Source organism: Enterobacter sp. JBIWA005 (assembly GCF_019968805.1).
Classification (GTDB): Bacteria; Pseudomonadota; Gammaproteobacteria; order Enterobacterales; family Enterobacteriaceae; genus Enterobacter; species Enterobacter vonholyi.
On record NZ_CP074159.1, the window covers coordinates 4,289,556 to 4,310,677 of the forward strand.

Here is a 21,122-nt window from a genome sequence, read left to right on the forward strand (position 1 = left end):
CCGTTGTTAATTCAGGATTGTCCAAAACTCAAAGAGTTTAGTGTGACATTAAGATAAATCAGTTTGGCCTTACTTAACGGAGAACCATTAAGCCTTAGGACGCTTCACGCCGTACTTGGAGCGAGCCTGCTTACGGTCTTTAACACCTGAGCAGTCCAGCGCACCACGAACGGTGTGGTAACGAACACCCGGAAGGTCTTTAACACGACCGCCACGGATCAGGATCACGGAGTGCTCCTGCAGGTTGTGACCTTCACCACCGATGTAGGAAGTCACTTCGAAACCGTTAGTCAAACGCACACGGCATACTTTACGCAGTGCGGAGTTTGGTTTTTTAGGAGTGGTGGTATATACACGAGTACATACGCCACGTTTCTGCGGGCAGGCTTCCAGCGCAGGCACGTTGCTTTTCGCAACTTTGCGTGCACGTGGTTTGCGTACCAGCTGGTTAACTGTTGCCATTAAATAGCTCCTGGTTTTAGCTTTTGCTTCGTAAACACGTAATAAAACGACCTCATACAATATGAGGACGCGAAATTTTAGGGCTACGTCGAAAAGGTGTCAAGAAATATACAGCGATCTCAAATCACCAGTTCATTTGACTGGCGTGCGTCACAGTAAGATTGACGAAATCAGTATAGCCAACCACGTCAATTTTGGCTGAAATTTGACCAGAAAGACCCCGCGCATCCAGATCCTCCTTCAGCGCAGAGACTGTTATGGGGGCATTCGTGAGAATTTCAACGAAACGACTGCCTTCCAGTGCAGCAAGTACGCCATCCTGAATCAGCAGCAGGTCATCACCGTCGCGCAGCATACTCAGTAACGCGTCGATATCACATTGCCACGGTGAATGGCTCAGAGTATGGAGCATGTTAGCCTCAGAAAGTCAGAACGGTGTCGTAGTGGGAAAGGTGTTCGCGCAATGCAGCAGAAGACAGGACTGTCACATCCAGCACGAAAGGCGTCTTATCATCCAAACCGCGAGCGGCCAGCGAATCGGCGCAGACATAAAGGGTTTTGATGTCGTACAGCGGCAGCACTTTAAAGGTAGCGATGTAATCCCGCGCCAGAATGGCCTGAGGCTGTTGCCCAGCCAGAAGCTGAAACACCCCGTCCCCCAAAAAGAAGACGCCGATATCTTCGGTCAGCGCGGACGTTGCAAGTAACGCATCCAGCCCTTCTCGGCCAGAAGCGCTGCCGTGCGGCGCAGACTTAAAAACAAATGCCACGCGCTTCATCAGAATTGCACCACTCTGTCGCAGGTTAACGCCGCCTGTGCCAGCGCGCCCAGACCACTTAACGAAAAACCGGGCTGCAGGTTAGAACCCGATAAACCAAGACGCGCAGCTTCGGTTGTATCGGTTACGCCGCGGCGCAGTGCCGCCGCCACGCAGATGTGCAGTTCTACGCCCTGCTTTTCGTTTAATGCCTGCCAGCCGCGCACCAGATCGAACTCATCGCTCGCCGGCGACGTAAACTGGTTCGCATTGTACACCCCTTCCCGATAGAAGAAGACGCTCGCCAGCTCATGTCCGGCCGCCAGCAGCGCATGCGCAAACTGCAGCGCGCTGCTGGCCTGCTGAGTCCCGTACGCAGGTCCTGTCACCATTAACGCAAAACGCATTACTTGTCTTGTCCCAGGAAATCACCGCTTTTGAACTGGCGAATATAGAGGTAGACCGTGTGCTTGGAGATGTTCAGACGATCGGCCACCTGGTTGATGGCGTCTTTAATATCAAAAATCCCTTTCTCATAGAGATTGAGCACGATCTGGCGATTCTTGGCGTTGTTCGAGACGTTGCGATCGGCATTCACTTCTTCAATGGTGAACTCAAGCGTCTGTGTGACGAGATCTTCGACGGAAGAGGCAAAGTTAACAGAAGAGCCAACATCCGGCGTTTCTGGTGGAATAAAGGTGCTCATGATCTGCGAGAAAGGCACATCAAGGTTCATGTTGATGCACAGCAGCCCAATCACACGATGCTCGCGGTTTCGAATCGCGATAGTTTCTGATTTCATCAGCACGCCGCTTTTGGCACGGGTGAAATAGCATTTGGAGACGCTGCTGTCCGCGCCGGTCATGTCATGCAACATACGCAATGCAAGGTCGGTGATTGGCGAACCAATTTTACGGCCAGTATGCTCACCATTCGCAATGCGGATGGCGGAACACTTCAGATCTTGCAGGGAGTGCAATACGATTTCGCAGTGGGAGCCAATGAGCATCGCTAACCCGTCCACTACCGCTTCATAGGATTTCAGAATATCGAAGTCGGTCTGATCGAAAGGACGTTGATCCAGCAAATCAAGTTCACTGGTTTCGTTGGTTAAAAGCGACCTGGACATGAAAAAAACACTCCTTTTCAGGAGCCTGTCGTTAGGTTTTCAGGGCAGGCTCATTATCTACACGGACAACTAAATTAATACAGCGTGTATAGCGCTTTCCAGTGTTAATTATATCTGCCCCACAATAAAAAAACCGCCGCCTGAAAGGCGGCGGTTTTTATCACATTACTTCTTAGCGTCTGTCGCTGCTTTTTCTTCAGCAGGTGCGTCCGCTTTAGCATCCGCTTTCGGTGCCGGTTTGATGTCCAGCAGCTCTACGTCAAAGACCAGCGTCGAGTTAGCTGGGATTCCCGGAACGCCGGTTTTGCCATAGGCCAGATCCGGTGGGATGACCATCTTGATCTTGCCGCCTTTCTTGATGTTTTTCAGGCCTTCAGTCCAGCCAGGGATCACACCATCCAGACGGAAGGAGAGCGGCTCACCACGGGTGTAAGAGTTATCGAACTCTTTACCGTCGATCAGCGTACCTTTGTAGTTCACAACAACGGTGTCGCTGTCTTTAGGCGCATCGCCGGTGCCTTCTTTCTCAACTTTGTACACCAGGCCAGTAGAAGAGGTTTTCACACCCTTCTCTTTAGCGAAGGTATCGCGGTAGGCTTTGCCTTTCGCTTCGTTGTCTTTAGCGTCCGCGTCCATCTTAGTCTGCGCGGCGCCCTTCACACGCGCTTCGAACGCCTGCAGAGTCTGCTCAATTTCCTGATCAGACAGCTTGCTCTTATCTGCAAATGCGTCCTGAACGCCCGCTATCAGCTGAGCTTTATCCAGTTTGATGCCCAGCTTCTCTTGTTCTTTCAGAGAGTTTTCCATGTAACGACCCAGAGATGCGCCAAGTGCGTAGGCGGATTTCTGGTCGTCATTTTTGAACGCCGCTTTGCTGTCTGCAGTGGCAGCAGGCTTCGCAGCAGTATCAGCAGCGAATGACAGCGGCGCGTTCAGCGCAACAGCCATCGTCGTCGCCAGCAGCGTTACTTTAAACAGTGATTTCATCCATATCTCCAGGGCCTGGGGACTCTCACCCCAGCGTTAAACGTAAATGAGTTACGTACTATAAAACGTTGCGGAAGAAATCTACAGACAGACACTTCCAATTCTCGCCACTTTTCAGACTATTTTTGTTTAAATAAGTTTCCTGCCAAGGGGATGCAGACTGTACTTAAGGATAAACTCAGTTAAACTGCGCCGCCGCAGTGCCATTATGGTGAATCTGAAACAAACGAGGTGAATGATGAAGGATACAACGATAGAAGCGAGAATGGCTGAGCTGGAAAGCCGCCTGGCTTTTCAGGACATCACCATCGAAGAGCTAAACCAGACCGTGACCGCACATGAACTCGAAATGGCAAAACTGCGGGATCATATGCGCCTGCTGACGGAAAAGCTGAAGGCTACGCAGCCGTCGAACATTGCCTCTCAGTCAGAAGAGACGCCACCTCCTCATTATTGAGGCGTAAAAAAAGCGGGATTATCCCGCTTTTTTATTTTCCGCATGGCGGAATTAGTGACAGCCGCAGCCGCCGTTACCGCAACCACCTTTACCGTGGCCGTGATCATGACCATGGTCGTGGCCGTGACCACCGCAGCAGCCGTCGTGGCCGTGATCGTGGTCATGGTCGTGACCGTGCGCACCGTGAACGTGGCCATGAGCCAGCTCTTCTTCGGTTGCTTCACGGATCGCAACAACTTCGACATTAAACTTCAGGTTCTGGCCAGCCAGCATGTGGTTACCGTCAACCACGACGTGGTCATCTTCCACTTCGGTGATTTCAACAGGAACTGGACCCTGGTCAGTTTCAGCCAGGAAGCGCATGCCAACCTGCAGTTCGTCAACGCCCATGAACACGTCTTTAGGAACGCGCTGAACAAGGTTGTCGTCATACTGGCCGTAAGCGTCATTCGCGCCTACAGCAACGTCAAATTTGTCGCCAACTTCATGACCTTCCAGCGCGTTTTCCAGGCCGGAAATCAGGGAACCGTGACCATGCAGGTAGTCAAGCGGCGCACTCACCGGAGACTCATCAACCAACACACCGTCTTCTGTACGTACCTGATAGGCCAGGCTGACCACCAGGTCTTTTGCTACTTTCATGATATCTCCTGAGCGTGGGAAAATTGCTGGCGCAGATTGTAGCGGAAATCTGCACCCGTGTACCCTTAAGCTTAAAAAAACTCAGAGCATATCGCTAGTCTGGATGAAAAATGCCGATCACTTGCTCTTCTTTGCGAACGTGATCGCGGGCCTCTTTGTCGGCCTCACGCATCTGGTGACCGCACTTAACACACTCAACAACATCAATATTATTTTCCCGCCACATCGCCAGGGTATCTTGCGCCTGGCAGGTCGGGCATTTTGCACCCGCGATAAAGCGTTTACGTACAGCCATCTTTCGTTACCCTTTATTCAAATTCATCCCAGCCATCGAGCTGGCGTCTTTCCTGCTGCATCTCGCGCTGGAAGATCTCCTCCAGCTCGCGACGCGCTTCCCGCACGCGGGAGATCTGCGCCGTATCGGTATGTACCGGCATCAGCTCGCGCAGCATCCGCATATCCAGCCGGCGGAAGTGCATCTGGGCTCGCTGCGCCTGATGCGGATGCATGCCAAGCGAGATCAGCGCCTTGCGCCCCAGCTCCAGCGCACTGGAGAACGTCTCACGGGAGAAGTGTTTCACCCCCGCCTGCAATAATTCGTGAGCTTCAACACGTCCCCGCGCACGCGCCAGAATATGCAGATGCGGGAAATGCTGTTGGCACAGATCCACCAGCTTCATCGTGTCTTCCGGGTCGTTACAGGTAATCACGATGGACTCTGCCGCTTCTGCCCCCGCCGAGCGCAGTAGCTCGAGCTGGGTCGCATCGCCGTAGTAAACCTTATATCCGTATTTGCGCATCAGGTTGACCGCGCTGATATCACGCTCCAGCACCGTAATGCGCATTTTGTTCGCCATCAGCAAACGTCCGATCACCTGTCCAAAGCGGCCAAAGCCCACCACGATAACCTGGGGCTTATCATCTTCTACCCACGGCGCTTCGTCTTCATCGTCTGACGGGTTCAGGCGGCGCGACAGGAGTTTATCCACCAGCTTCATCAGCAGCGGCGTGTTCATCATTGACAGCGTGACCGTCACCAGCAAAAGCGCCATCTGATCGTCTTTAAACAGCTTCTGGGAAGATGCGGTGGAGAACAGCACAAACGCAAACTCACCGCCCTGGCTTAACACGCTGGCAAACTGCATGCGTTCCGAACTGCGCAAGCCGTAAATGCGTGCCAAGACGTACAGTACCAGCGTTTTCACCGCTACCAGGATGGCTACGCTCACTATCACCCACAGCAGATGGGTATAGAGTACACCAAGGTTGAGCGCCATCCCCACCGAAATAAAGAACAGGCCTAACAGCAGCCCTTTAAAGGGATCGATGGCAATTTCCAGCTCGTGCCGATACTCGCTCTCCGCCAGCAGCACCCCGGCGATAAAGGTCCCGAGCGCCATCGACAGCCCCAGCGCATCCATAAACAATGCCGACCCCAGCACCAGCAGCAGCGTCGCGGCCGTAAAGACCTCGCGCACGCCCGACGCGGCAATAAAGCGGAACACAGGACGTAAAAGAAAACGTCCGCCAATCAGCATCCCCGCGAAGGCCAGCACCTTCATGGCAATTTTCGCCCAGTCAAAGTGATCGTCGCCGGAGCCCGCCAGCAGCGGCACCAGCGCCAGCGCCGGGATCACCGCTAAATCCTGAAACAGCAGTACCGAAAAACCCAGCTGACCGGCTTCGTTGCGATTCATCCCTTTGTCGCGCATCAGCTGCAGGGCCATCGCCGTTGACGACATCGCAAGGCCTATCCCGCCTATCACCGCCGCCTGCCAGGAGAAATTCGTCAGCATTAACAGGCCCCCCAGAATCGCGGCGCTGAACACCACCTGCGCGGCACCCACGCCAAAGATGGAGCGTCGGAGCTGCCACAATTTAGAAGGGTTCAGCTCAAGGCCGATGATGAACATCAGGAACACCACGCCCAGCTCGGAGAAATGGAGAATTTCATCTACATCGCTGATGAATCCCAGTCCCCAGGGGCCAATCGCGATCCCCGCCAGCAGATACCCCAGCACCGCACCTATCCCAATACGTGCAGCAAGCGGCACCGCGACGACGGCCGCAAACAAAAACAGCACCCCGGCGAGGAGCAAATTCGATCCTTCCATTAACGACCTCCTGCCGGAATCGGTGACGCCAGCCATTCGCCGTAGGCTCTGGCGTGGCTGGCCAGTTCTTTCGGATCCTGACGACGGGCCCAGTAGACAATAATCGGGCTCATCCAGTGCATACGGCACATGGCCGCCGTCAGCTCAAAAGGCCGCAGAATGTCGCTCATCGGATAACGGTTCAACCCGTCGTGGCGGTAAGCGCTTTCGGGTTCACCGGTCGTAATCACGCTACGCCAGTACTTTCCCGCCAGCTGGTTGCCCCCCACCCCGCTGGAGAAGCCCCGGCTCAGCACGCGGTCCAGCCACTCTTTGAGCAGCGCCGGACAGCTGTAGGTATAAAGCGGATGCTGGAACACAATCACGTCATGCTGACGCAGCAGTTCCTGCTCGTAAGGGATATCAATAAAGAAATCAGGATAGTGCGCGTAGAGATCGTGCACCGTCACGTTACTGAGCTGTGTGGCCGGCTTAAGCAGCACCCGGTTTGCCACCGAGTCCTGAGATTCCGGATGGGCATACAGCAGCAGCACTTTTGCTGTCTGAGACATCATTCCCCTCCCGGTCTTGTTTCTGTTTTTGTGTATCGTTGTTGTTTTGGGCTACCATGGCGGCCCGGTGCGGAAAATGGCCCACACCTTACATTATCATAATGACAAATTAACATAGTCGGAACATACGGCGCTTCTATGATTGTTTTCTCCTCGTTACAAATTCGTCGCGGCGTGCGCGTCCTGCTGGATAACGCCACTGCTACCATCAACCCAGGCCAAAAAGTGGGTCTGGTCGGCAAAAACGGCTGTGGTAAATCCACCCTGCTGGCGCTGCTGAAAAACGAGATTAGCGCGGATGGCGGTAACTTTACCTTCCCGGGAAACTGGCAGCTCGCCTGGGTAAACCAGGAGACCCCGGCGCTGAGCGAACCGGCACTCGACTATGTTATCGACGGTGACCGTGAGTACCGTAAGCTCGAGGCGGAACTTAACGCCGCTAACGAGCGCAACGACGGCCACGCCATTGCCACGGTTCACGGTAAGCTGGACGCCATTGACGCGTGGACCATTCGCTCCCGCGCCTCCAGCCTGCTGCACGGCCTGGGCTTCAGCAACGAACAGCTCGAACGCCCGGTCAGCGACTTCTCCGGCGGCTGGCGTATGCGCCTCAACCTGGCGCAGGCGCTGATCTGCCGCTCTGACCTACTGCTGCTTGATGAACCGACTAACCACCTCGATCTCGATGCGGTTATTTGGCTGGAGAAGTGGCTCAAGAGCTATCAGGGCACTCTGATTCTGATCTCCCACGACCGAGACTTCCTCGACCCGGTGGTGGATAAAATCATTCATATCGAACAGCAAACGATGTTCGAGTACACCGGCAACTACAGCTCCTTCGAGCGCCAGCGCGCGACGCGCCTTGCCCAGCAGCAGTCCATGTACGAAAGCCAGCAGCAGCGCATGGCGCACCTGCAGAGCTTCGTGGATCGCTTCAAGGCCAAAGCCTCAAAAGCGAAGCAGGCCCAGAGCCGCATCAAGATGCTGGAACGCATGGAGATGATCGCCCCGGCGCACGTCGACAACCCGTTCCATTTCAGCTTCCGCGCCCCGGAAAGCCTGCCGAACCCGCTGCTGAAGATGGAAAAAGTCAGCGCGGGCTATGCCGACCGCATTATTCTCGACTCCATCAAGCTCAACCTGGTGCCGGGTTCACGTATTGGTCTGCTGGGACGCAACGGTGCCGGTAAATCGACGCTGATCAAACTGCTGGCGGGCGAGCTTAACCCGGTCAAGGGTGAAATTGGCCTGGCGAAGGGCATCAAGCTGGGTTACTTCGCCCAGCATCAGCTGGAATTTTTACGCGCGGATGAATCCCCGATTCAGCACCTCGCGCGTCTGGCGCCGCAGGAGATGGAGCAGAAGCTGCGCGACTACCTCGGCGGCTTCGGCTTCCAGGGCGATAAGGTCACTGAAAACACCGAGCGCTTCTCCGGGGGCGAAAAAGCCCGTCTGGTGCTGGCGCTGATCGTCTGGCAGCGTCCGAACCTGCTGCTACTCGATGAACCGACCAACCACCTGGATCTCGATATGCGTCAGGCGCTGACCGAAGCGCTGATTGAGTTCGAAGGCGCGCTGGTTGTGGTTTCGCACGACCGTCACCTGATCCGCTCCACCACGGACGATCTCTACTTAGTGCACGATGGCAAAGTGGAACCGTTCGATGGCGATCTGGAAGACTACCAGCAGTGGCTGACGGACGTGCAGAAGCAGGAGAACCAGCCGGAAGAGTCAGCGAAAGACAACGCCAACAGCGCGCAGGCACGTAAAGACCAGAAGCGCCGTGAAGCGGAGCTGCGCACCCAGACGCAGCCGCTGCGTAAAGAGATTGCCCGTCTCGAAAAAGAGATGGAAAAGCTCAACGCCACGCTTGCCGATGTTGAAGAGAAGCTCGGCGACAGCGGCCTGTATGACCAGAGCCGTAAAGCTGAACTGACGGACTGCCTGCAAACCCAGGCGAAGACCAAATCCAGCCTTGAAGAGTGTGAGATGGCGTGGCTCGACGCGCAGGAACAGCTGGAAGCGATGCTGCAGGCTGACTGACCTGTTTACCCCGTTTTAAGAACAGAATCCGTACCGGGTTCGGAAATCCAGCTTAAACGGGGTACAATTCGGAAAGTATCGTAAATTTCCGACAAGAATCAGCATCGCGCTTATGACCCAAATCATTCCATCAGACTTCGACATTGCGGCCGAAGACAGCACTGAGTTCGTGCCTATGCGCGGCGTGGCCAATCCCCATTTGCAGACCATGCTGCCGCGACTGATCCGCCGCAAGGTTCAGTTCACCCCGCACTGGCAACGGCTTGACCTGCCAGACGGTGATTTTCTGGATCTCGCCTGGAGCGAAGCGCCGGAACAGGCTCGCCATAAGCCGCGTCTGGTGGTCTTTCACGGCCTGGAAGGCAGCCTGCACAGCCCGTATGCCCATGGGCTAATTGAAGCGGCAAAAGCGCGCGGCTGGCTCGGCGTGGTGATGCATTTTCGCGGCTGTAGCGGCGAACCGAATCGTCAGAAACGCATTTATCACTCGGGTGAAACAGAAGACGGGACGTGGTTTTTACACTGGCTGCGGGAAAATTATGGCACCGCGCCAACGGCCGCCGTGGGCTACTCGCTGGGCGGCAATATGCTGGCCTGTCTGCTGGCCAAAGAGGGCGAAAGCGTGCCGCTGGAGGCCGCCGTCATTGTCTCCGCGCCGTTTATGCTCGAGCAGTGCAGCTACCATATGGATAAAGGCTTCTCCCGCGTCTACCAGCGCTACCTGCTCAACCTCCTGAAGGCCAACGCGGCACGTAAACTGAAGGCCTACCCGGATACACTGCCGGTCAGCCTGCGCCAGCTGAAAAAGGTACGCCGCATTCGCGAGTTCGACGACCTGATCACCGCGAAAATTCACGGCTTCGCCGATGCGATTGACTATTATCGTCAGTGCAGCGCCATGCCGCTGCTCAGCAAGATCACGCAGCCAACGCTGATTATTCATGCCAAAGATGACCCGTTTATGGATCATCACTCGATCCCCGCGCAGGAATTCCTGCCCGACAACGTTCACTATCAGTTGACCGAGCACGGCGGCCACGTCGGGTTTATCGGCGGCACGCTGCGCCGCCCGAAAATGTGGCTTGAGGCGCGTATTCCTGACTGGCTAACCCCTTATCTGGACGGTGCAAAATGATTATTCCCTGGCAGGATCTGGCTCCCGAAACGCTCGATAATCTGATTGAAAGCTTTGTATTACGCGAAGGCACCGATTATGGTGAACAGGAACGCTCGCTTGAGCAAAAGGTCAACGATGTAAAGCGCCAGCTGAAAAGCGGCGACGTGGTGCTGGTGTGGTCAGAACTGCATGAGACGGTCAATATCATGCCCCGCAACGCGTTTCACGGCTGATCTTCCACCCTTTTCAGTCAGGGAGTTGCTATGTCTGCCAGACATCCGGTTATAGCCGTTACGGGGTCGAGTGGTGCGGGAACCACCACCACCAGCCTCGCATTTCGCAAGATTTTCGCCCAGCTAAATCTCCGTGCGGCGGAGGTCGAGGGCGACAGCTTTCACCGCTACACGCGTCCGGAGATGGACATGGCCATCCGTAAGGCGCGCGATCTGGGTAAACACATTAGCTACTTCGGCCCGGAGGCTAACGACTTCGGCCTGCTGGAACAAACCTTTATCGAGTATGGTCAGAGCGGCAAAGGGCAGTCCCGCAAGTATCTGCATACCTATGATGAAGCCGTTCCCTGGAATCAGGTGCCGGGAACCTTTACCCCATGGCAACCGCTGCCGGAACCCACTGACGTCCTGTTTTACGAAGGATTGCACGGCGGCGTGGTCACCCCGCAACACGACGTGGCGCGCCACGTGGACCTGCTGGTCGGTGTGGTCCCTATCGTGAACCTGGAGTGGATCCAGAAGCTGACGCGCGACATGAGCGAACGTGGCCATTCGCGAGAGGCGGTAATGGACTCGGTGGTGCGCTCCATGGAAGATTACATCAACTTTCTGACGCCGCAGTTCTCCCGCACCCATATCAACTTCCAGCGCGTGCCGACGGTAGATACCTCCAACCCGTTTGCCGCCAAAAGTATCCCATCCCTGGATGAGAGCTTTGTGGTGATCCATTTCCGCAATCTCGAAGGCATAGATTACCCATGGCTGCTGGCGATGCTGCAGGGCTCGTTTATTTCTCACATGAATACATTGGTCGTACCGGGCGGAAAAATGGGGCTGGCGATGGAGCTCATCATGACGCCGCTGGTGGAGCGGTTGATGGAAGGGAAACAGATCGCATGAGCATGTTCCCTCTCCCTGTGGGAGAGGGTTAGGGTGAGGGCATCAACACGCACGATGCCCCATGAATCACGCCTCGATCACTTCATACGAATGCGTGATTTTTACCGCTTTCTCCAGCATTAACGCCACAGAGCAGTACTTCTCCGCAGACAGGTCCACCGCACGTGAAACCGCCGCGTCTTTCAGTTCTTTACCGGTGACCACAAAGTGCAGGTTAATATGGGTGAACAGACGTGGTGCCTCTTCACGACGTTCTGAGGTGAGTTTAACCTCACAATCCGTCACGTCATGACGACCTTTTTGCAGAATCGACACCACGTCAATGGCGCTGCATCCGCCTGCCGCCATCAGCACCATTTCCATTGGGCTTGGCGCTTTATCGCCGGAGTTACCGTCCATTAAAATCTGGTACCCTGACGCGGACTCGCCCAGGAACGTTAAACCTTCAACCCATTTCACGCGCGCTTGCATATTCTTAAACTCCAACGTTGCATTTTTGGTGACAGATTACGCGTGCGTTACATTTCTCGCAATGGAAGGCGACCTGCATCATGCTGAAGCGAGACACCAGGAGACACGCGGCGAAAGCTATGCTAAAACACTCTGGATGCTACAGTAATACATTGACGTTACACATGTATGCAGAGGACATCAAACTTTACTGGCTGCGAAACGTTACGGTAGCCGACTTCCCAGGGTATGGGTAAGAATTCGATTGCAACCCCAGAGTCCGGATGCATCTGATGACTCTGGTGACAGCTTATAACAGAGGATAACAGCGCATGGTGCTTGGCAAACCGCAAACAGACCCTACTCTCGAATGGTTCTTGTCTCATTGCCACATTCATAAGTACCCATCTAAGAGCACGCTGATTCACCAGGGTGAAAAAGCGGAAACGTTGTATTACATCGTTAAAGGCTCGGTGGCAGTGCTGATCAAAGATGAAGAAGGGAAAGAGATGATCCTTTCTTATCTGAACCAGGGCGATTTCATCGGTGAACTGGGCCTGTTTGAAGAGGGCCAGGAACGTAGCGCCTGGGTTCGTGCAAAGACAGCATGTGAAGTGGCTGAAATTTCTTACAAGAAGTTCCGTCAGCTGATTCAGGTTAACCCTGACATCCTGATGCGTCTTTCTTCCCAGATGGCGCGCCGTCTGCAGGTCACCTCAGAGAAAGTGGGTAACCTCGCCTTCCTGGACGTTACCGGTCGTATCGCGCAGACCCTGTTGAACCTGGCGAAACAGCCAGACGCCATGACCCACCCGGACGGCATGCAAATTAAAATTACCCGTCAGGAAATTGGTCAGATCGTCGGTTGCTCCCGTGAAACAGTAGGCCGTATCCTGAAAATGCTGGAAGATCAAAACCTGATCTCCGCCCACGGTAAAACCATCGTGGTCTACGGAACGCGTTAATTCCGCTTAAACGGCGTGCCATCGCAAGGTGTCACGCCGTTTTTGTCTCTATTCCCCATGTGGCGCAGGCTGATCTATCACCCGGAAGTTAACTACGCACTGCGACAAACGCTGGTGTTGTGTCTTCCTGTGGCCATAGGCCTGATCCTCGGACATCTTCAACAAGGCCTGCTGTTTTCCCTCGTGCCCGCCTGCTGCAACATCGCCGGTCTGGACACGCCGCATAAGCGCTTTTTCAAACGCCTGATCGTTGGCGGCTGCCTGTTTGCGGGCTGTAGCCTCGCCGTACAGCTTTTACTGGCTCGTGATATCCCGCTGCCGCTGATCCTGACCGTGCTGGCGATGACCCTCGGCGTCACGGCAGAAATAAGTTCGCTGCACGCCCGCCTGCTTCCCGCGTCGCTGATTGCGGCCATCTTCACGCTGAGTCTCGCCGGGAATATGCCGGTGTGGGAGCCGCTGCTGATCTACGCCCTGGGGACGCTGTGGTACGGGCTGTTTAACTGGTTTTGGTTCTGGCTGTGGCGGGAACAGCCGCTGCGCGAATCCCTGAGCCTGCTCTATGTACAGCTTGCGGATTACTGCGAGGCCAAATATACCCTGCTCACCCAGCACACCGACCCGGAAAAATCCTTACCGCCGCTGCTTACGCGCCAGCAGAAGGTGGTGGATCTCATAAGCCAGTGCTATCAGCAGCTGCATATGCTCGCCGCCAACAAGAACCACGAGTACAAACGGCTGCTGCGCACCTTCCAGGTCGGGCTCGATCTGCAGGAACATATTTCCGTTAGCCTGCACCACCCGCAGGAGGTGCAAAAGCTGGTCGAGCGCAGCCACGCCGAAGCGGTGATCCGCTGGAACGCGCAGACCGTCTCCGCACGCCTGCGGGTGCTGGCCGATGATATTCTCTACCACCGCTACCCGACGCGCTTTAACATGGATAAACAGCTCGGCGCGCTGGAGAAAATCGCCCGCCAGCATCCGGATAACCCGGTCGGACAGTTTGCCGCCTGGCACTTCAGCCGCATCGCCCGGGTGTTGCGCACCCAGCGTCCGCTTTATCCACGAGACCTGATGGCGGATAAGCAAAAACGGCTGCCGTTATTGCCCGCGCTCAAAAGCTATCTTTCTTTTAAATCTTCCGCCCTGCGCAACGCCGCAAGGATTAGCGTGATGCTCAGTACCGCCAGCCTGATGGGCATGGCGCTGCATCTGCCGAAGCCCTACTGGATCTTAATGACCGTGCTGTTTGTCACCCAGAACGGCTACGGTGCCACGCGGGTGCGTATTCTGCACCGGGCGGGCGGAACGATGGCCGGGCTGATCATTGCGGGAGTAACGCTGCACTTCCACGTGCCGGAAGGCTATACCCTTGCAGGGATGCTGGCGATCACGCTGGTGAGCTATCTAATTATCCGCAAAAACTACGGCTGGGCGATGGTGGGCTTTACGGTGACGGCGGTATATACCCTGCAGCTGCTTACGCTCAATGGCGAACAGTTTATTGTCGCCAGGCTGATTGATACTCTGATCGGCTGCCTGATTGCCTTTGGGGGCATGGTCTGGCTCTGGCCGCAATGGCAGAGCGGGCTGCTGAGACAGAACGCCCACGACGCGCTGGAGGCCGACCAGCAGGCCATTCGCCTGATCCTGAGCGACGACCCGCAGCCGTCCCCGCTGGCGTATCAGCGCATGAAGGTCAACCAGGCGCACAACGCCCTGTTCAACTCGCTTAACCAGGCGATGCAGGAGCCGGGCTTTAATTCGCACTATCTGGCCGATATGAAGCTCTGGGTGACGCATAGCCAGTTTATCGTCGAGCACATTAACGCCATGACCACGCTGGCGCGCGAGCACACGATGCTGACGCCGGACCTGGCGCAGCGCTATCTGCAGTCATGTGAAATTGCGTTGCAGAGGTGTCAGCAGCGTCTGGAGTATGACGCGCCGGGCGAGTCGGGAGACTCAAACATTCTGGAAGCGCCGGAGACGTTGACTCACGGGCCAATGAGCACGCTGGAGCAGCACTTGCAGCGCGTTCTGGGGCATCTGAACACCATGCACACCATTTCGTCGGTGGCATGGCGTCAGCGTCCGCATCACGGCATTTGGTTAACGCGCCGGTTGAAACGAACCGAATATTAGCCTTTAACGATCTTCGCAACCGCCGCGGCAAAGCGGGTTAACCCGTCTACAATATCCTTATCCTCCACCACCAGCGACGGCGCAAAGCGCATCACGTCCGGCCCGGCGTTGAGCACCATCACCCCTTCGCGAGCGGCGGCGTGCAGAAAGTCGCGCGCGCGGCCCTTGTACTGCGGCTTAAGCTCGGCGCCAATCAGCAGCCCCATCCCGCGGATCTCGCTGAACACGTCGTACTGCTCATCAATCTTTTTCAGGTGTTTCACAAACAGCTCGCGCTTCGCGCTAACGCCGTTCAACACCTCTGGCGTGTAGATGATGTCGAATGCGGCACCCGCCACGGCGCTGGCCAGCGGGTTACCGCCGTAGGTGGAGCCGTGAGAACCGACGTGGAACGCAGAGGCGATCTCCTGTGTCGTCAGTACCGCACTCACCGGGAAACCACCGCCAAGCGCTTTGGCACTGGTCAGAATATCCGGCGTCACGCCGTAGTGCATATAAGCGAACAGATCGCCGGTACGCCCCATCCCGCACTGCACTTCATCAAAGACCAGCAGCGCCTGATGCTCGTCGCACAGCGCGCGCAGCCCTTTCAGGAATTCCGGGGTTGCCGCAGTCACGCCGCCTTCACCCTGGATCGGCTCGACAACAACTGCGCAAGTGTGGTCGTCCATTACCGCTTTCACCGCGTGCAGATCGTTAAACGGCACGTGGACGATGTCGGCCGGTTTTGGGCCAAACCCGTCGGAATACTTCGGCTGGCCGCCAACAGAGACGGTAAAGAAGGAGCGTCCGTGGAAGGCGTTGTGGAAGGCGATGATTTTGGTTTTGTACGGGCTGTGGCGCGTTGTCGCATAGTAGCGCGCCAGCTTAAAGGCAGTTTCGTTGGCTTCTGTGCCGGAGTTCATAAACAGCACGCGCTCGGCAAAGGTCGCATCAATGATCTTGCGGCCCAGGCGCAGCGCCGGTTCGTTGGTGAACACGTTGCTGGTGTGCCACAGGGTTTCGCCCTGGGTTTTCAGCGCCTCCACCAGCGCGGGATGGCAATGACCCAGCGCCGTGACCGCAATACCACCCGCGAAATCTACATACTCTTTACCCTGCTGATCCCAGACGCGGCTGCCTTTTCCCTTAACCGGGATAAATTCAGCCGGTGCATAAATCGGCAGGATCACTTCATCAAATGTCGCGCGGGTAATTGCTGGTTGTTCAGTTGCCATGTCATGACCATCCATTTTATGTCACAGTGAATGTGAAAATATAATCACAAAATATGCATAAAAAATCACAACAAGGCAACAGATTTTCAGCGATTGAGGAAATTTGCCAGCAGCGCGTGCCCCTGCTCGCTGAGGATACTTTCCGGGTGGAACTGCACGCCTTCGAGATCCCATTCGCGGTGGCGAATCCCCATGATCTCCTGCGTATCGCTCCGGGCGGTCACCTCAAAGCAGTCGGGCAGCGTTGACGGGTCAATCACCAGCGAATGGTAGCGCGTCACGGTTAACGGATTACTGAGCCCCGTGAACACTCCGGTGCCCGTGTGGGTGACCGGCGAGGTTTTACCGTGCATGACTTTGCCGGCGCGCACGATGGTGGCACCAAAGGCCTGGGCAATCGCCTGATGGCCCAGACAAACGCCGAGGATCGGCAGCTTGCCGGCATAGTGCTGGATAACCTCCAGCGAAATACCTGATTCCGACGGCGTGCAGGGGCCGGGTGAAATCACGATTTTCTGCGGCGCCAGCGTCTCGATATCGGCCAGGCCAATCTCGTCGTTACGGCGGACAACCACCTCTGCACCCAGTTCACAAAAATACTGGTAAAGGTTCCAGGTGAAGGAATCGTAGTTATCAATCAGCAGAATCATGGCGGCTCCCGAAAAAAATGCCGCCCTATTCTACTCAGATTCCCGCGCTTCGCTCACTACTTTGGCAAAGATAGCGTTTAACGCGGTTAAATCTCCCGTTGCGCCACTTCGGTTAGCCGCAACCCACTGCTCGGGGTCGATATCACGCCAGTCCAGCGAGTAGCCCGCGTGGAGCGACAGCTGCTCAAAGAAAACGCGTTGGGCAATACCGTTGCCACGCATAAACGGATGCACCATGTTGATTTCGCAGTAGTAGTGGCTAACTCTGTCAACAAACGCAGCTTTCTCAAGACCCACAAGATACTTTTCGCTTTCCAGCGCCGCCATCAGCTCGTTCCCCATCTTTTCGATGTACTCAAAATGGCAGAAGGGAATGTCACCTTTAAAAATATCCTCGGTACGGAGCTCACCTGCCCGCTTCATCTCACTGCGGTACAGATGACGATGAATAAGGCACAGATGGGGTAGCCCGGGCGCGGAAGGCCCAAGCTCCAGCGTCTCAATATGGGGTTCTGAGGGACCATTACCTTTTTCAAGGAGACAACTGGCCTGTAAATTGACGTTACGCTGCTGTTCCCAGAGACGGGATTTTTGCTTGTCGGTGAGTTTTTTCACTTAACGCCTCCCTGAATAGTCCGTTTGCCACAAGTATAAGCAGCAAAACGCGCTTTCGCAGGGAGGGCTACATAACGCGGGCCGGAGAAGCCCGCGCTCAGAAGAGTTACGGCAGAACTTTGGCGGAGAGGATAACCACTGGTTTTGACGGGACATTCTGATACGGACCGACGTCGTGAGTAGGCACCTGAGAAATCTTGTCAGCCACGTCCATCCCTTTCACGATTTTACCAAAGACCGCATAGCCAAAGTCGCGCTGACCGTGGTCGAGGAAGGCGTTATCCGCTACGTTGAGGAAGAACTGGCTGGTCGCGCTGTCTTTGTCCGCGGTACGCGCCATTGAGATGGTGCCGCGCTTGTTCAGCAGGCCGTTGTCCGCTTCGTTTTTAATAGGCGGGTTTGGCTGTTTCTGCTGCATTTGCTCGTTGAAGCCGCCACCCTGAATCATGAAGCCTGGGATCACGCGGTGGAATGTGGTGTTGTTGTAGAAACCGCTGTTCACATAGTCGAGGAAGTTTTTCACGGAAACAGGGGCTTTCTGGCTATTCAGTTCCAGCTCAATATTCCCGGCGGAGGTGGTCAGCAGAACGTGAGGGTCCCCTTTTGCTGCCAGCGCAGCAGGGGAAACGGCAGAAAGAGCAAACACAGCTGCGACAGCCGCCAGTGTTGATTTGAGCATGAGAATTCCTTAACAAAGCGCAGTATAAAAAGCGAATGGCTTGATTCTAAAGAGCAGTATGAACGGAGACCAGCCTTTTACCTAATTTTACGAAGTTGAAACAATTATTACTACGCAAACGATTGGTTATGCCGCCAATTAATGTGATTTAGATCACACCAAAACCTGCAATGACACATTCATTGCCCTTAAAAGATAGGAATAGATCACTTTAACGACTAAAATCTGCCCGCTCTCAGCGCCCCCTGGGCGCTTTTCTTTTTCTGAACAGGCCAGACATGACTAACAGCAATCGCATCAAGCTCACATGGATCAGCTTCTTCTCCTACGCCCTGACCGGCGCGTTGGTGATCGTCACCGGGATGGTGATGGGGAATATCGCAGACTACTTCCATCTGCCCGTTTCCAGCATGAGTAACACCTTCACTTTCCTCAACGCGGGGATCCTGATCTCTATCTTCCTGAATGCCTGGCTGATGGAAATCGTCCCGCTGAAAACCCAGTTACGCTTTGGCTTTGTACTGATGGTCGCCGCCGTGGCGGGTCTGATGCTAAGCCACAGCATCGCCCTGTTCTCCGCCGCCATGTTCGTTCTCGGTCTGGTCAGCGGGATCACTATGTCGATTGGTACGTTCCTGATTACCCATATGTATGAAGGCCGCCAGCGCGGCGCGCGTCTGCTGTTTACCGACTCCTTCTTCAGCATGGCCGGGATGATTTTCCCAATGGTCGCGGCCGTTCTGCTGGCCCGCAGCATTGAGTGGTACTGGGTCTATGCCTGCATTGGTCTGGTCTACGTGGCGATCTTTATTCTGACCTTCGGCTGCGAGTTCCCGGTGCTGGGCAAAAAAGCGCAAACCACTGCAGAACCCGTCGCGAAAGAGAAATGGGGTATCGGCGTACTGTTCCTCTCCATCGCCGCCCTGTGCTACATCCTGGGCCAGCTGGGCTTTATCTCCTGGGTACCGGAATACGCCAAAGGTCTGGGTATGAGCCTGAACGATGCGGGTAAACTGGTGAGCGATTTCTGGATGTCTTACATGTTCGGCATGTGGGCGTTTAGCTTCATCCTGCGCTTCTTCGACCTGCAGCGCATTCTGACCGTGCTGGCGGGCCTGGCGACCGTGCTGATGTATCTGTTCATTAACGGCTCCCCGGAACATATGCCGTGGTTCATTCTGACCCTGGGCTTCTTCTCCAGCGCGATTTACACCTCGATCATCACCCTGGGCTCCCTGCAGACCAAAGTGGCTTCGCCGAAGCTGGTTAACTTCGTTCTGACCTGCGGCACCATCGGCACCATGCTGACCTTCGTGGTGACGGGCCCGATCGTTGCCCACAGCGGCCCGCTGGCCGCGCTGCACACCGCGAACGGTCTGTACGCCGTGGTGTTCATCATGTGCTTCGTTCTGGGCTTCGTGACCCGCCACCGCCAGCACAACGCGGCAGCGGCATCGCACTAAACCCTGCGCCCCTTTGCATTACGCAGAGGGGCTATTTCTGGCGAAGCTCACCTCTTCTCCTCCGTTATCCATCTGGATCCAGGTCTGCGCCAGCTGCGTGGTGGCAATAATTCGCCCCTGACGAATCGACCAGCGCACCGGCACCTGACAGCGCACCGCTTCAAACCCACTCTCCGCAGGCAAAATAATCAGGTTTGCCGGGTTTCCCGTAGCAATACCGTAATCGCTCAGGCCAAAGGTGCGGGCGCTGTTATGGGTAATCAGGTTCAGGCCGCTGTCGATTTGCGGATAGCCCATCATCTGGCAGACGTGCAGCCCCATATGCAGCACCTGCAGCATGTTGCCGGTGCCGAGCGGGTACCACGGGTCGAAGACATCGTCATGACCAAAGCAGACGTTAATACCTGCTTCCTGCAGTTCTTTCACGCGGGTGATGCCGCGACGCTTCGGATAGTCATCAAAGCGCCCCTGCAGGTGGATATTGACCAGCGGGTTAGCGACGAAGTTAATCCCCGACATCTTCAGCAGACGGAAGAGCCGCGAGGTGTAAGCGCCGTTGTAGGAGTGCATGGCGGTGGTATGGCTGGCCGTCACGCGCGGGCCGATGCCGGCCTCATACGCCAGCGCTGCCACCGTCTCGACAAACCGCGACTGCTCGTCGTCGATTTCATCGCAGTGGATATCCAGCGGACGGTCATACTTCTTCGCCAGTTCAAAAGCGATATGCAGCGACTGCACGCCATACTCGCGGGTGAACTCGAAGTGTGGGATCGCCCCCACCACGTCGGCGCCCAGCTTTAACGCCTCTTCCAGCAGCGCCGCGCCGTTCGGGTAAGAGAGAATCCCTTCCTGCGGAAACGCAACGATTTGCAGCGTTACCCACGGGGCCACCTCCTGCTTCACCTCCAGCATCGCCTTCAGGGCGGTAAGCGTCGGGTCGGAGACATCCACATGGGTGCGGACAAACTGGATGCCGTTAGCGATTTGCCACTTCAGCGTTTTCCAGGCGCGCGCTTTCACGTCGTCATGGCTGAGCAACGCCTTGCGCTCCGCCCAGCGCTCAATGCCCTCAAACAGCGTGCCGGACTGGTTCCAGTTCGGCTCGCCCGCCGTCTGGGTCGTATCAAGATGGATATGCGGCTCAATGAACGGCGGGATAGCCAGCCCACCGCGCGCATTCAATACTTCATAACTTTCGGCGTGGGTGTCGTCCATCGGGGTGATGTCACCAAATCGCCCGTTCTCAATGGCGAGCTGCCACAGCCCTTCCCGACCCGGTAAACGAACATTCTGAACAAGCCATAACGGTGTTGTAGACATACCCTTCCCCTAAAAAACGCCGCTGATTTTCAGGCGTATCGATTTTGGCAAAACCATCTCCTGATTTGTACACAAATTCAACGAGCACGAAAAGCCTGCGATTTCCGCCACTTATAAAAATCCTGACAAATCAGTCGCATACCACCTAAGGAGTAGGCTAAGACGTATTTGATTTGCATCAATAAGCGCCCCTGCTGAATCGTTAAGGTAGGCAATAATAGAAAA

Annotated in this window: 24 protein-coding genes; 8 read left to right on the forward strand and 16 right to left on the reverse strand. The window is 55.6% G+C overall.

Annotated features, from left to right (window positions below; all coding sequences use genetic code 11):
• Positions 1-87: 87 nt before the first annotated feature.
• The 6 genes from rpsL to fkpA form a co-directional block, all read right to left on the reverse strand.
• Positions 88-462, reverse strand: a complete 375-nt coding sequence (gene rpsL, locus KGP22_RS20475) for a 30S ribosomal protein S12 (RefSeq protein WP_000246815.1) — start codon at positions 460-462, stop codon at positions 88-90.
• A gap of 124 nt (positions 463-586) precedes the next feature.
• Positions 587-874 (reverse strand): sulfurtransferase complex subunit TusB, encoded by a 288-nt coding sequence (gene tusB / locus KGP22_RS20480; protein ID WP_223580610.1) that lies wholly within the window; start codon positions 872-874, stop codon positions 587-589.
• Positions 875-881: 7 nt separating this feature from the next.
• Positions 882-1,241 carry a sulfurtransferase complex subunit TusC gene (gene tusC, locus KGP22_RS20485; RefSeq protein WP_223580612.1) on the reverse strand — a complete coding sequence of 120 codons (360 nt, stop codon included), beginning with the start codon at positions 1,239-1,241 and terminating at the stop codon, positions 882-884.
• The gene (tusD, locus tag KGP22_RS20490; protein ID WP_111963790.1) at positions 1,241-1,627 is read right to left on the reverse strand and encodes a sulfurtransferase complex subunit TusD; all 387 of its coding nucleotides are present in this window, start codon (positions 1,625-1,627) and stop codon (positions 1,241-1,243) included. Before tusD ends, tusC begins: the two co-directional genes overlap by 1 nt.
• Positions 1,627-2,349: a transcriptional regulator gene (locus KGP22_RS20495; RefSeq protein WP_003861697.1), complete on the reverse strand. Its 723-nt coding sequence runs from the start codon at positions 2,347-2,349 to the stop codon at positions 1,627-1,629. The genes tusD and KGP22_RS20495 overlap by 1 nt, the downstream gene beginning before the upstream one ends.
• 165 nt (positions 2,350-2,514) lie before the next feature.
• Complete coding sequence (gene fkpA / locus KGP22_RS20500) at positions 2,515-3,336, reverse strand: FKBP-type peptidyl-prolyl cis-trans isomerase (protein WP_111963789.1); 822 nt, start codon at positions 3,334-3,336, stop codon at positions 2,515-2,517.
• A 238-nt stretch (positions 3,337-3,574) separates the two neighbouring features.
• On the opposite strand from fkpA, the gene KGP22_RS20505 reads away from it, so the two are divergent.
• Positions 3,575-3,793, forward strand: a complete 219-nt coding sequence (locus KGP22_RS20505) for a protein SlyX (RefSeq protein ID WP_008503009.1) — start codon at positions 3,575-3,577, stop codon at positions 3,791-3,793.
• Positions 3,794-3,844: 51 nt separating this feature from the next.
• On the opposite strand, the gene slyD is transcribed toward KGP22_RS20505, so the two are convergent.
• The 4 genes from slyD to kefG form a co-directional block, all read right to left on the reverse strand.
• On the reverse strand, positions 3,845-4,435 hold the full coding sequence (gene slyD / locus KGP22_RS20510; protein WP_008503010.1) for a peptidylprolyl isomerase: 591 nt from the start codon (positions 4,433-4,435) through the stop codon (positions 3,845-3,847).
• A 94-nt stretch (positions 4,436-4,529) separates the two neighbouring features.
• Positions 4,530-4,730: a YheV family putative zinc ribbon protein gene (locus KGP22_RS20515; protein ID WP_010436300.1), complete on the reverse strand. Its 201-nt coding sequence runs from the start codon at positions 4,728-4,730 to the stop codon at positions 4,530-4,532.
• A gap of 13 nt (positions 4,731-4,743) precedes the next feature.
• Positions 4,744-6,549, reverse strand: coding sequence for a glutathione-regulated potassium-efflux system protein KefB (gene kefB / locus KGP22_RS20520; protein WP_223580614.1), 1,806 nt, complete (start codon positions 6,547-6,549; stop codon positions 4,744-4,746).
• Positions 6,549-7,103, reverse strand: a complete 555-nt coding sequence (kefG, locus tag KGP22_RS20525; protein ID WP_021242220.1) for a glutathione-regulated potassium-efflux system ancillary protein KefG — start codon at positions 7,101-7,103, stop codon at positions 6,549-6,551. Before kefG ends, kefB begins: the two co-directional genes overlap by 1 nt.
• Positions 7,104-7,238: 135 nt before the next feature.
• Between kefG and KGP22_RS20530 the strand changes: the two genes are divergently transcribed.
• The 4 genes from KGP22_RS20530 to KGP22_RS20545 all read left to right on the forward strand — a co-directional run bounded on the left by KGP22_RS20530 (position 7,239) and on the right by KGP22_RS20545 (position 11,393).
• Positions 7,239-9,143, forward strand: a complete 1,905-nt coding sequence (locus KGP22_RS20530; RefSeq protein ID WP_223580616.1) for an ABC transporter ATP-binding protein — start codon at positions 7,239-7,241, stop codon at positions 9,141-9,143.
• A gap of 112 nt (positions 9,144-9,255) precedes the next feature.
• Entirely contained in the window at positions 9,256-10,278 is a 1,023-nt protein-coding gene (locus tag KGP22_RS20535; protein WP_223580618.1) for a hydrolase, read from the forward strand.
• Complete coding sequence (locus KGP22_RS20540) at positions 10,275-10,493, forward strand: YheU family protein (RefSeq protein WP_008503016.1); 219 nt, start codon at positions 10,275-10,277, stop codon at positions 10,491-10,493. Before KGP22_RS20535 ends, KGP22_RS20540 begins: the two co-directional genes overlap by 4 nt.
• Positions 10,494-10,523: 30 nt before the next feature.
• Positions 10,524-11,393 carry a phosphoribulokinase gene (locus KGP22_RS20545; protein ID WP_008503017.1) on the forward strand — a complete coding sequence of 290 codons (870 nt, stop codon included), beginning with the start codon at positions 10,524-10,526 and terminating at the stop codon, positions 11,391-11,393.
• A gap of 66 nt (positions 11,394-11,459) precedes the next feature.
• Here the strand turns inward: KGP22_RS20545 and KGP22_RS20550 are convergent, their stop codons facing one another.
• The gene (locus KGP22_RS20550) at positions 11,460-11,864 is read right to left on the reverse strand and encodes an OsmC family protein (RefSeq protein ID WP_223580620.1); all 405 of its coding nucleotides are present in this window, start codon (positions 11,862-11,864) and stop codon (positions 11,460-11,462) included.
• A 311-nt stretch (positions 11,865-12,175) separates the two neighbouring features.
• Here KGP22_RS20550 and crp point away from each other — a divergent pair, with 311 nt between their 5' ends.
• Together crp and KGP22_RS20560 are read left to right on the forward strand one after the other, a co-directional pair.
• Positions 12,176-12,808: a cAMP-activated global transcriptional regulator CRP gene (gene crp / locus KGP22_RS20555; protein WP_000242758.1), complete on the forward strand. Its 633-nt coding sequence runs from the start codon at positions 12,176-12,178 to the stop codon at positions 12,806-12,808.
• 57 nt (positions 12,809-12,865) lie between these two features.
• A complete protein-coding gene (locus KGP22_RS20560) occupies positions 12,866-14,953 on the forward strand; it encodes a YccS/YhfK family putative transporter (protein ID WP_127732848.1) in 2,088 nt (695 codons plus the stop codon).
• Here KGP22_RS20560 and KGP22_RS20565 read toward each other — a convergent pair.
• The 4 genes from KGP22_RS20565 to ppiA all read right to left on the reverse strand — a co-directional run bounded on the left by KGP22_RS20565 (position 14,950) and on the right by ppiA (position 18,114).
• Positions 14,950-16,170 carry an aspartate aminotransferase family protein gene (locus tag KGP22_RS20565; protein WP_223580622.1) on the reverse strand — a complete coding sequence of 407 codons (1,221 nt, stop codon included), beginning with the start codon at positions 16,168-16,170 and terminating at the stop codon, positions 14,950-14,952. The genes KGP22_RS20560 and KGP22_RS20565 overlap by 4 nt on opposite strands.
• Positions 16,171-16,256: 86 nt before the next feature.
• On the reverse strand, positions 16,257-16,820 hold the full coding sequence (gene pabA, locus KGP22_RS20570) for an aminodeoxychorismate synthase component 2 (protein ID WP_223580624.1): 564 nt from the start codon (positions 16,818-16,820) through the stop codon (positions 16,257-16,259).
• Positions 16,821-16,850: 30 nt separating this feature from the next.
• Positions 16,851-17,435 (reverse strand): putative adenosine monophosphate-protein transferase Fic, encoded by a 585-nt coding sequence (locus KGP22_RS20575; protein WP_136195932.1) that lies wholly within the window; start codon positions 17,433-17,435, stop codon positions 16,851-16,853.
• Positions 17,436-17,541: 106 nt separating this feature from the next.
• Positions 17,542-18,114 carry a peptidylprolyl isomerase A gene (gene ppiA / locus KGP22_RS20580; protein WP_014885514.1) on the reverse strand — a complete coding sequence of 191 codons (573 nt, stop codon included), beginning with the start codon at positions 18,112-18,114 and terminating at the stop codon, positions 17,542-17,544.
• Between the two features lie 278 nt (positions 18,115-18,392).
• Between ppiA and tsgA the strand changes: the two genes are divergently transcribed.
• Positions 18,393-19,577, forward strand: a complete 1,185-nt coding sequence (gene tsgA / locus KGP22_RS20585) for an MFS transporter TsgA (protein ID WP_115876870.1) — start codon at positions 18,393-18,395, stop codon at positions 19,575-19,577.
• Between the two features lie 18 nt (positions 19,578-19,595).
• Here the strand turns inward: tsgA and KGP22_RS20590 are convergent, their stop codons facing one another.
• Positions 19,596-20,897 carry a cytosine deaminase gene (locus KGP22_RS20590; RefSeq protein WP_149367140.1) on the reverse strand — a complete coding sequence of 434 codons (1,302 nt, stop codon included), beginning with the start codon at positions 20,895-20,897 and terminating at the stop codon, positions 19,596-19,598.
• Positions 20,898-21,122 lie beyond the last annotated feature (225 nt).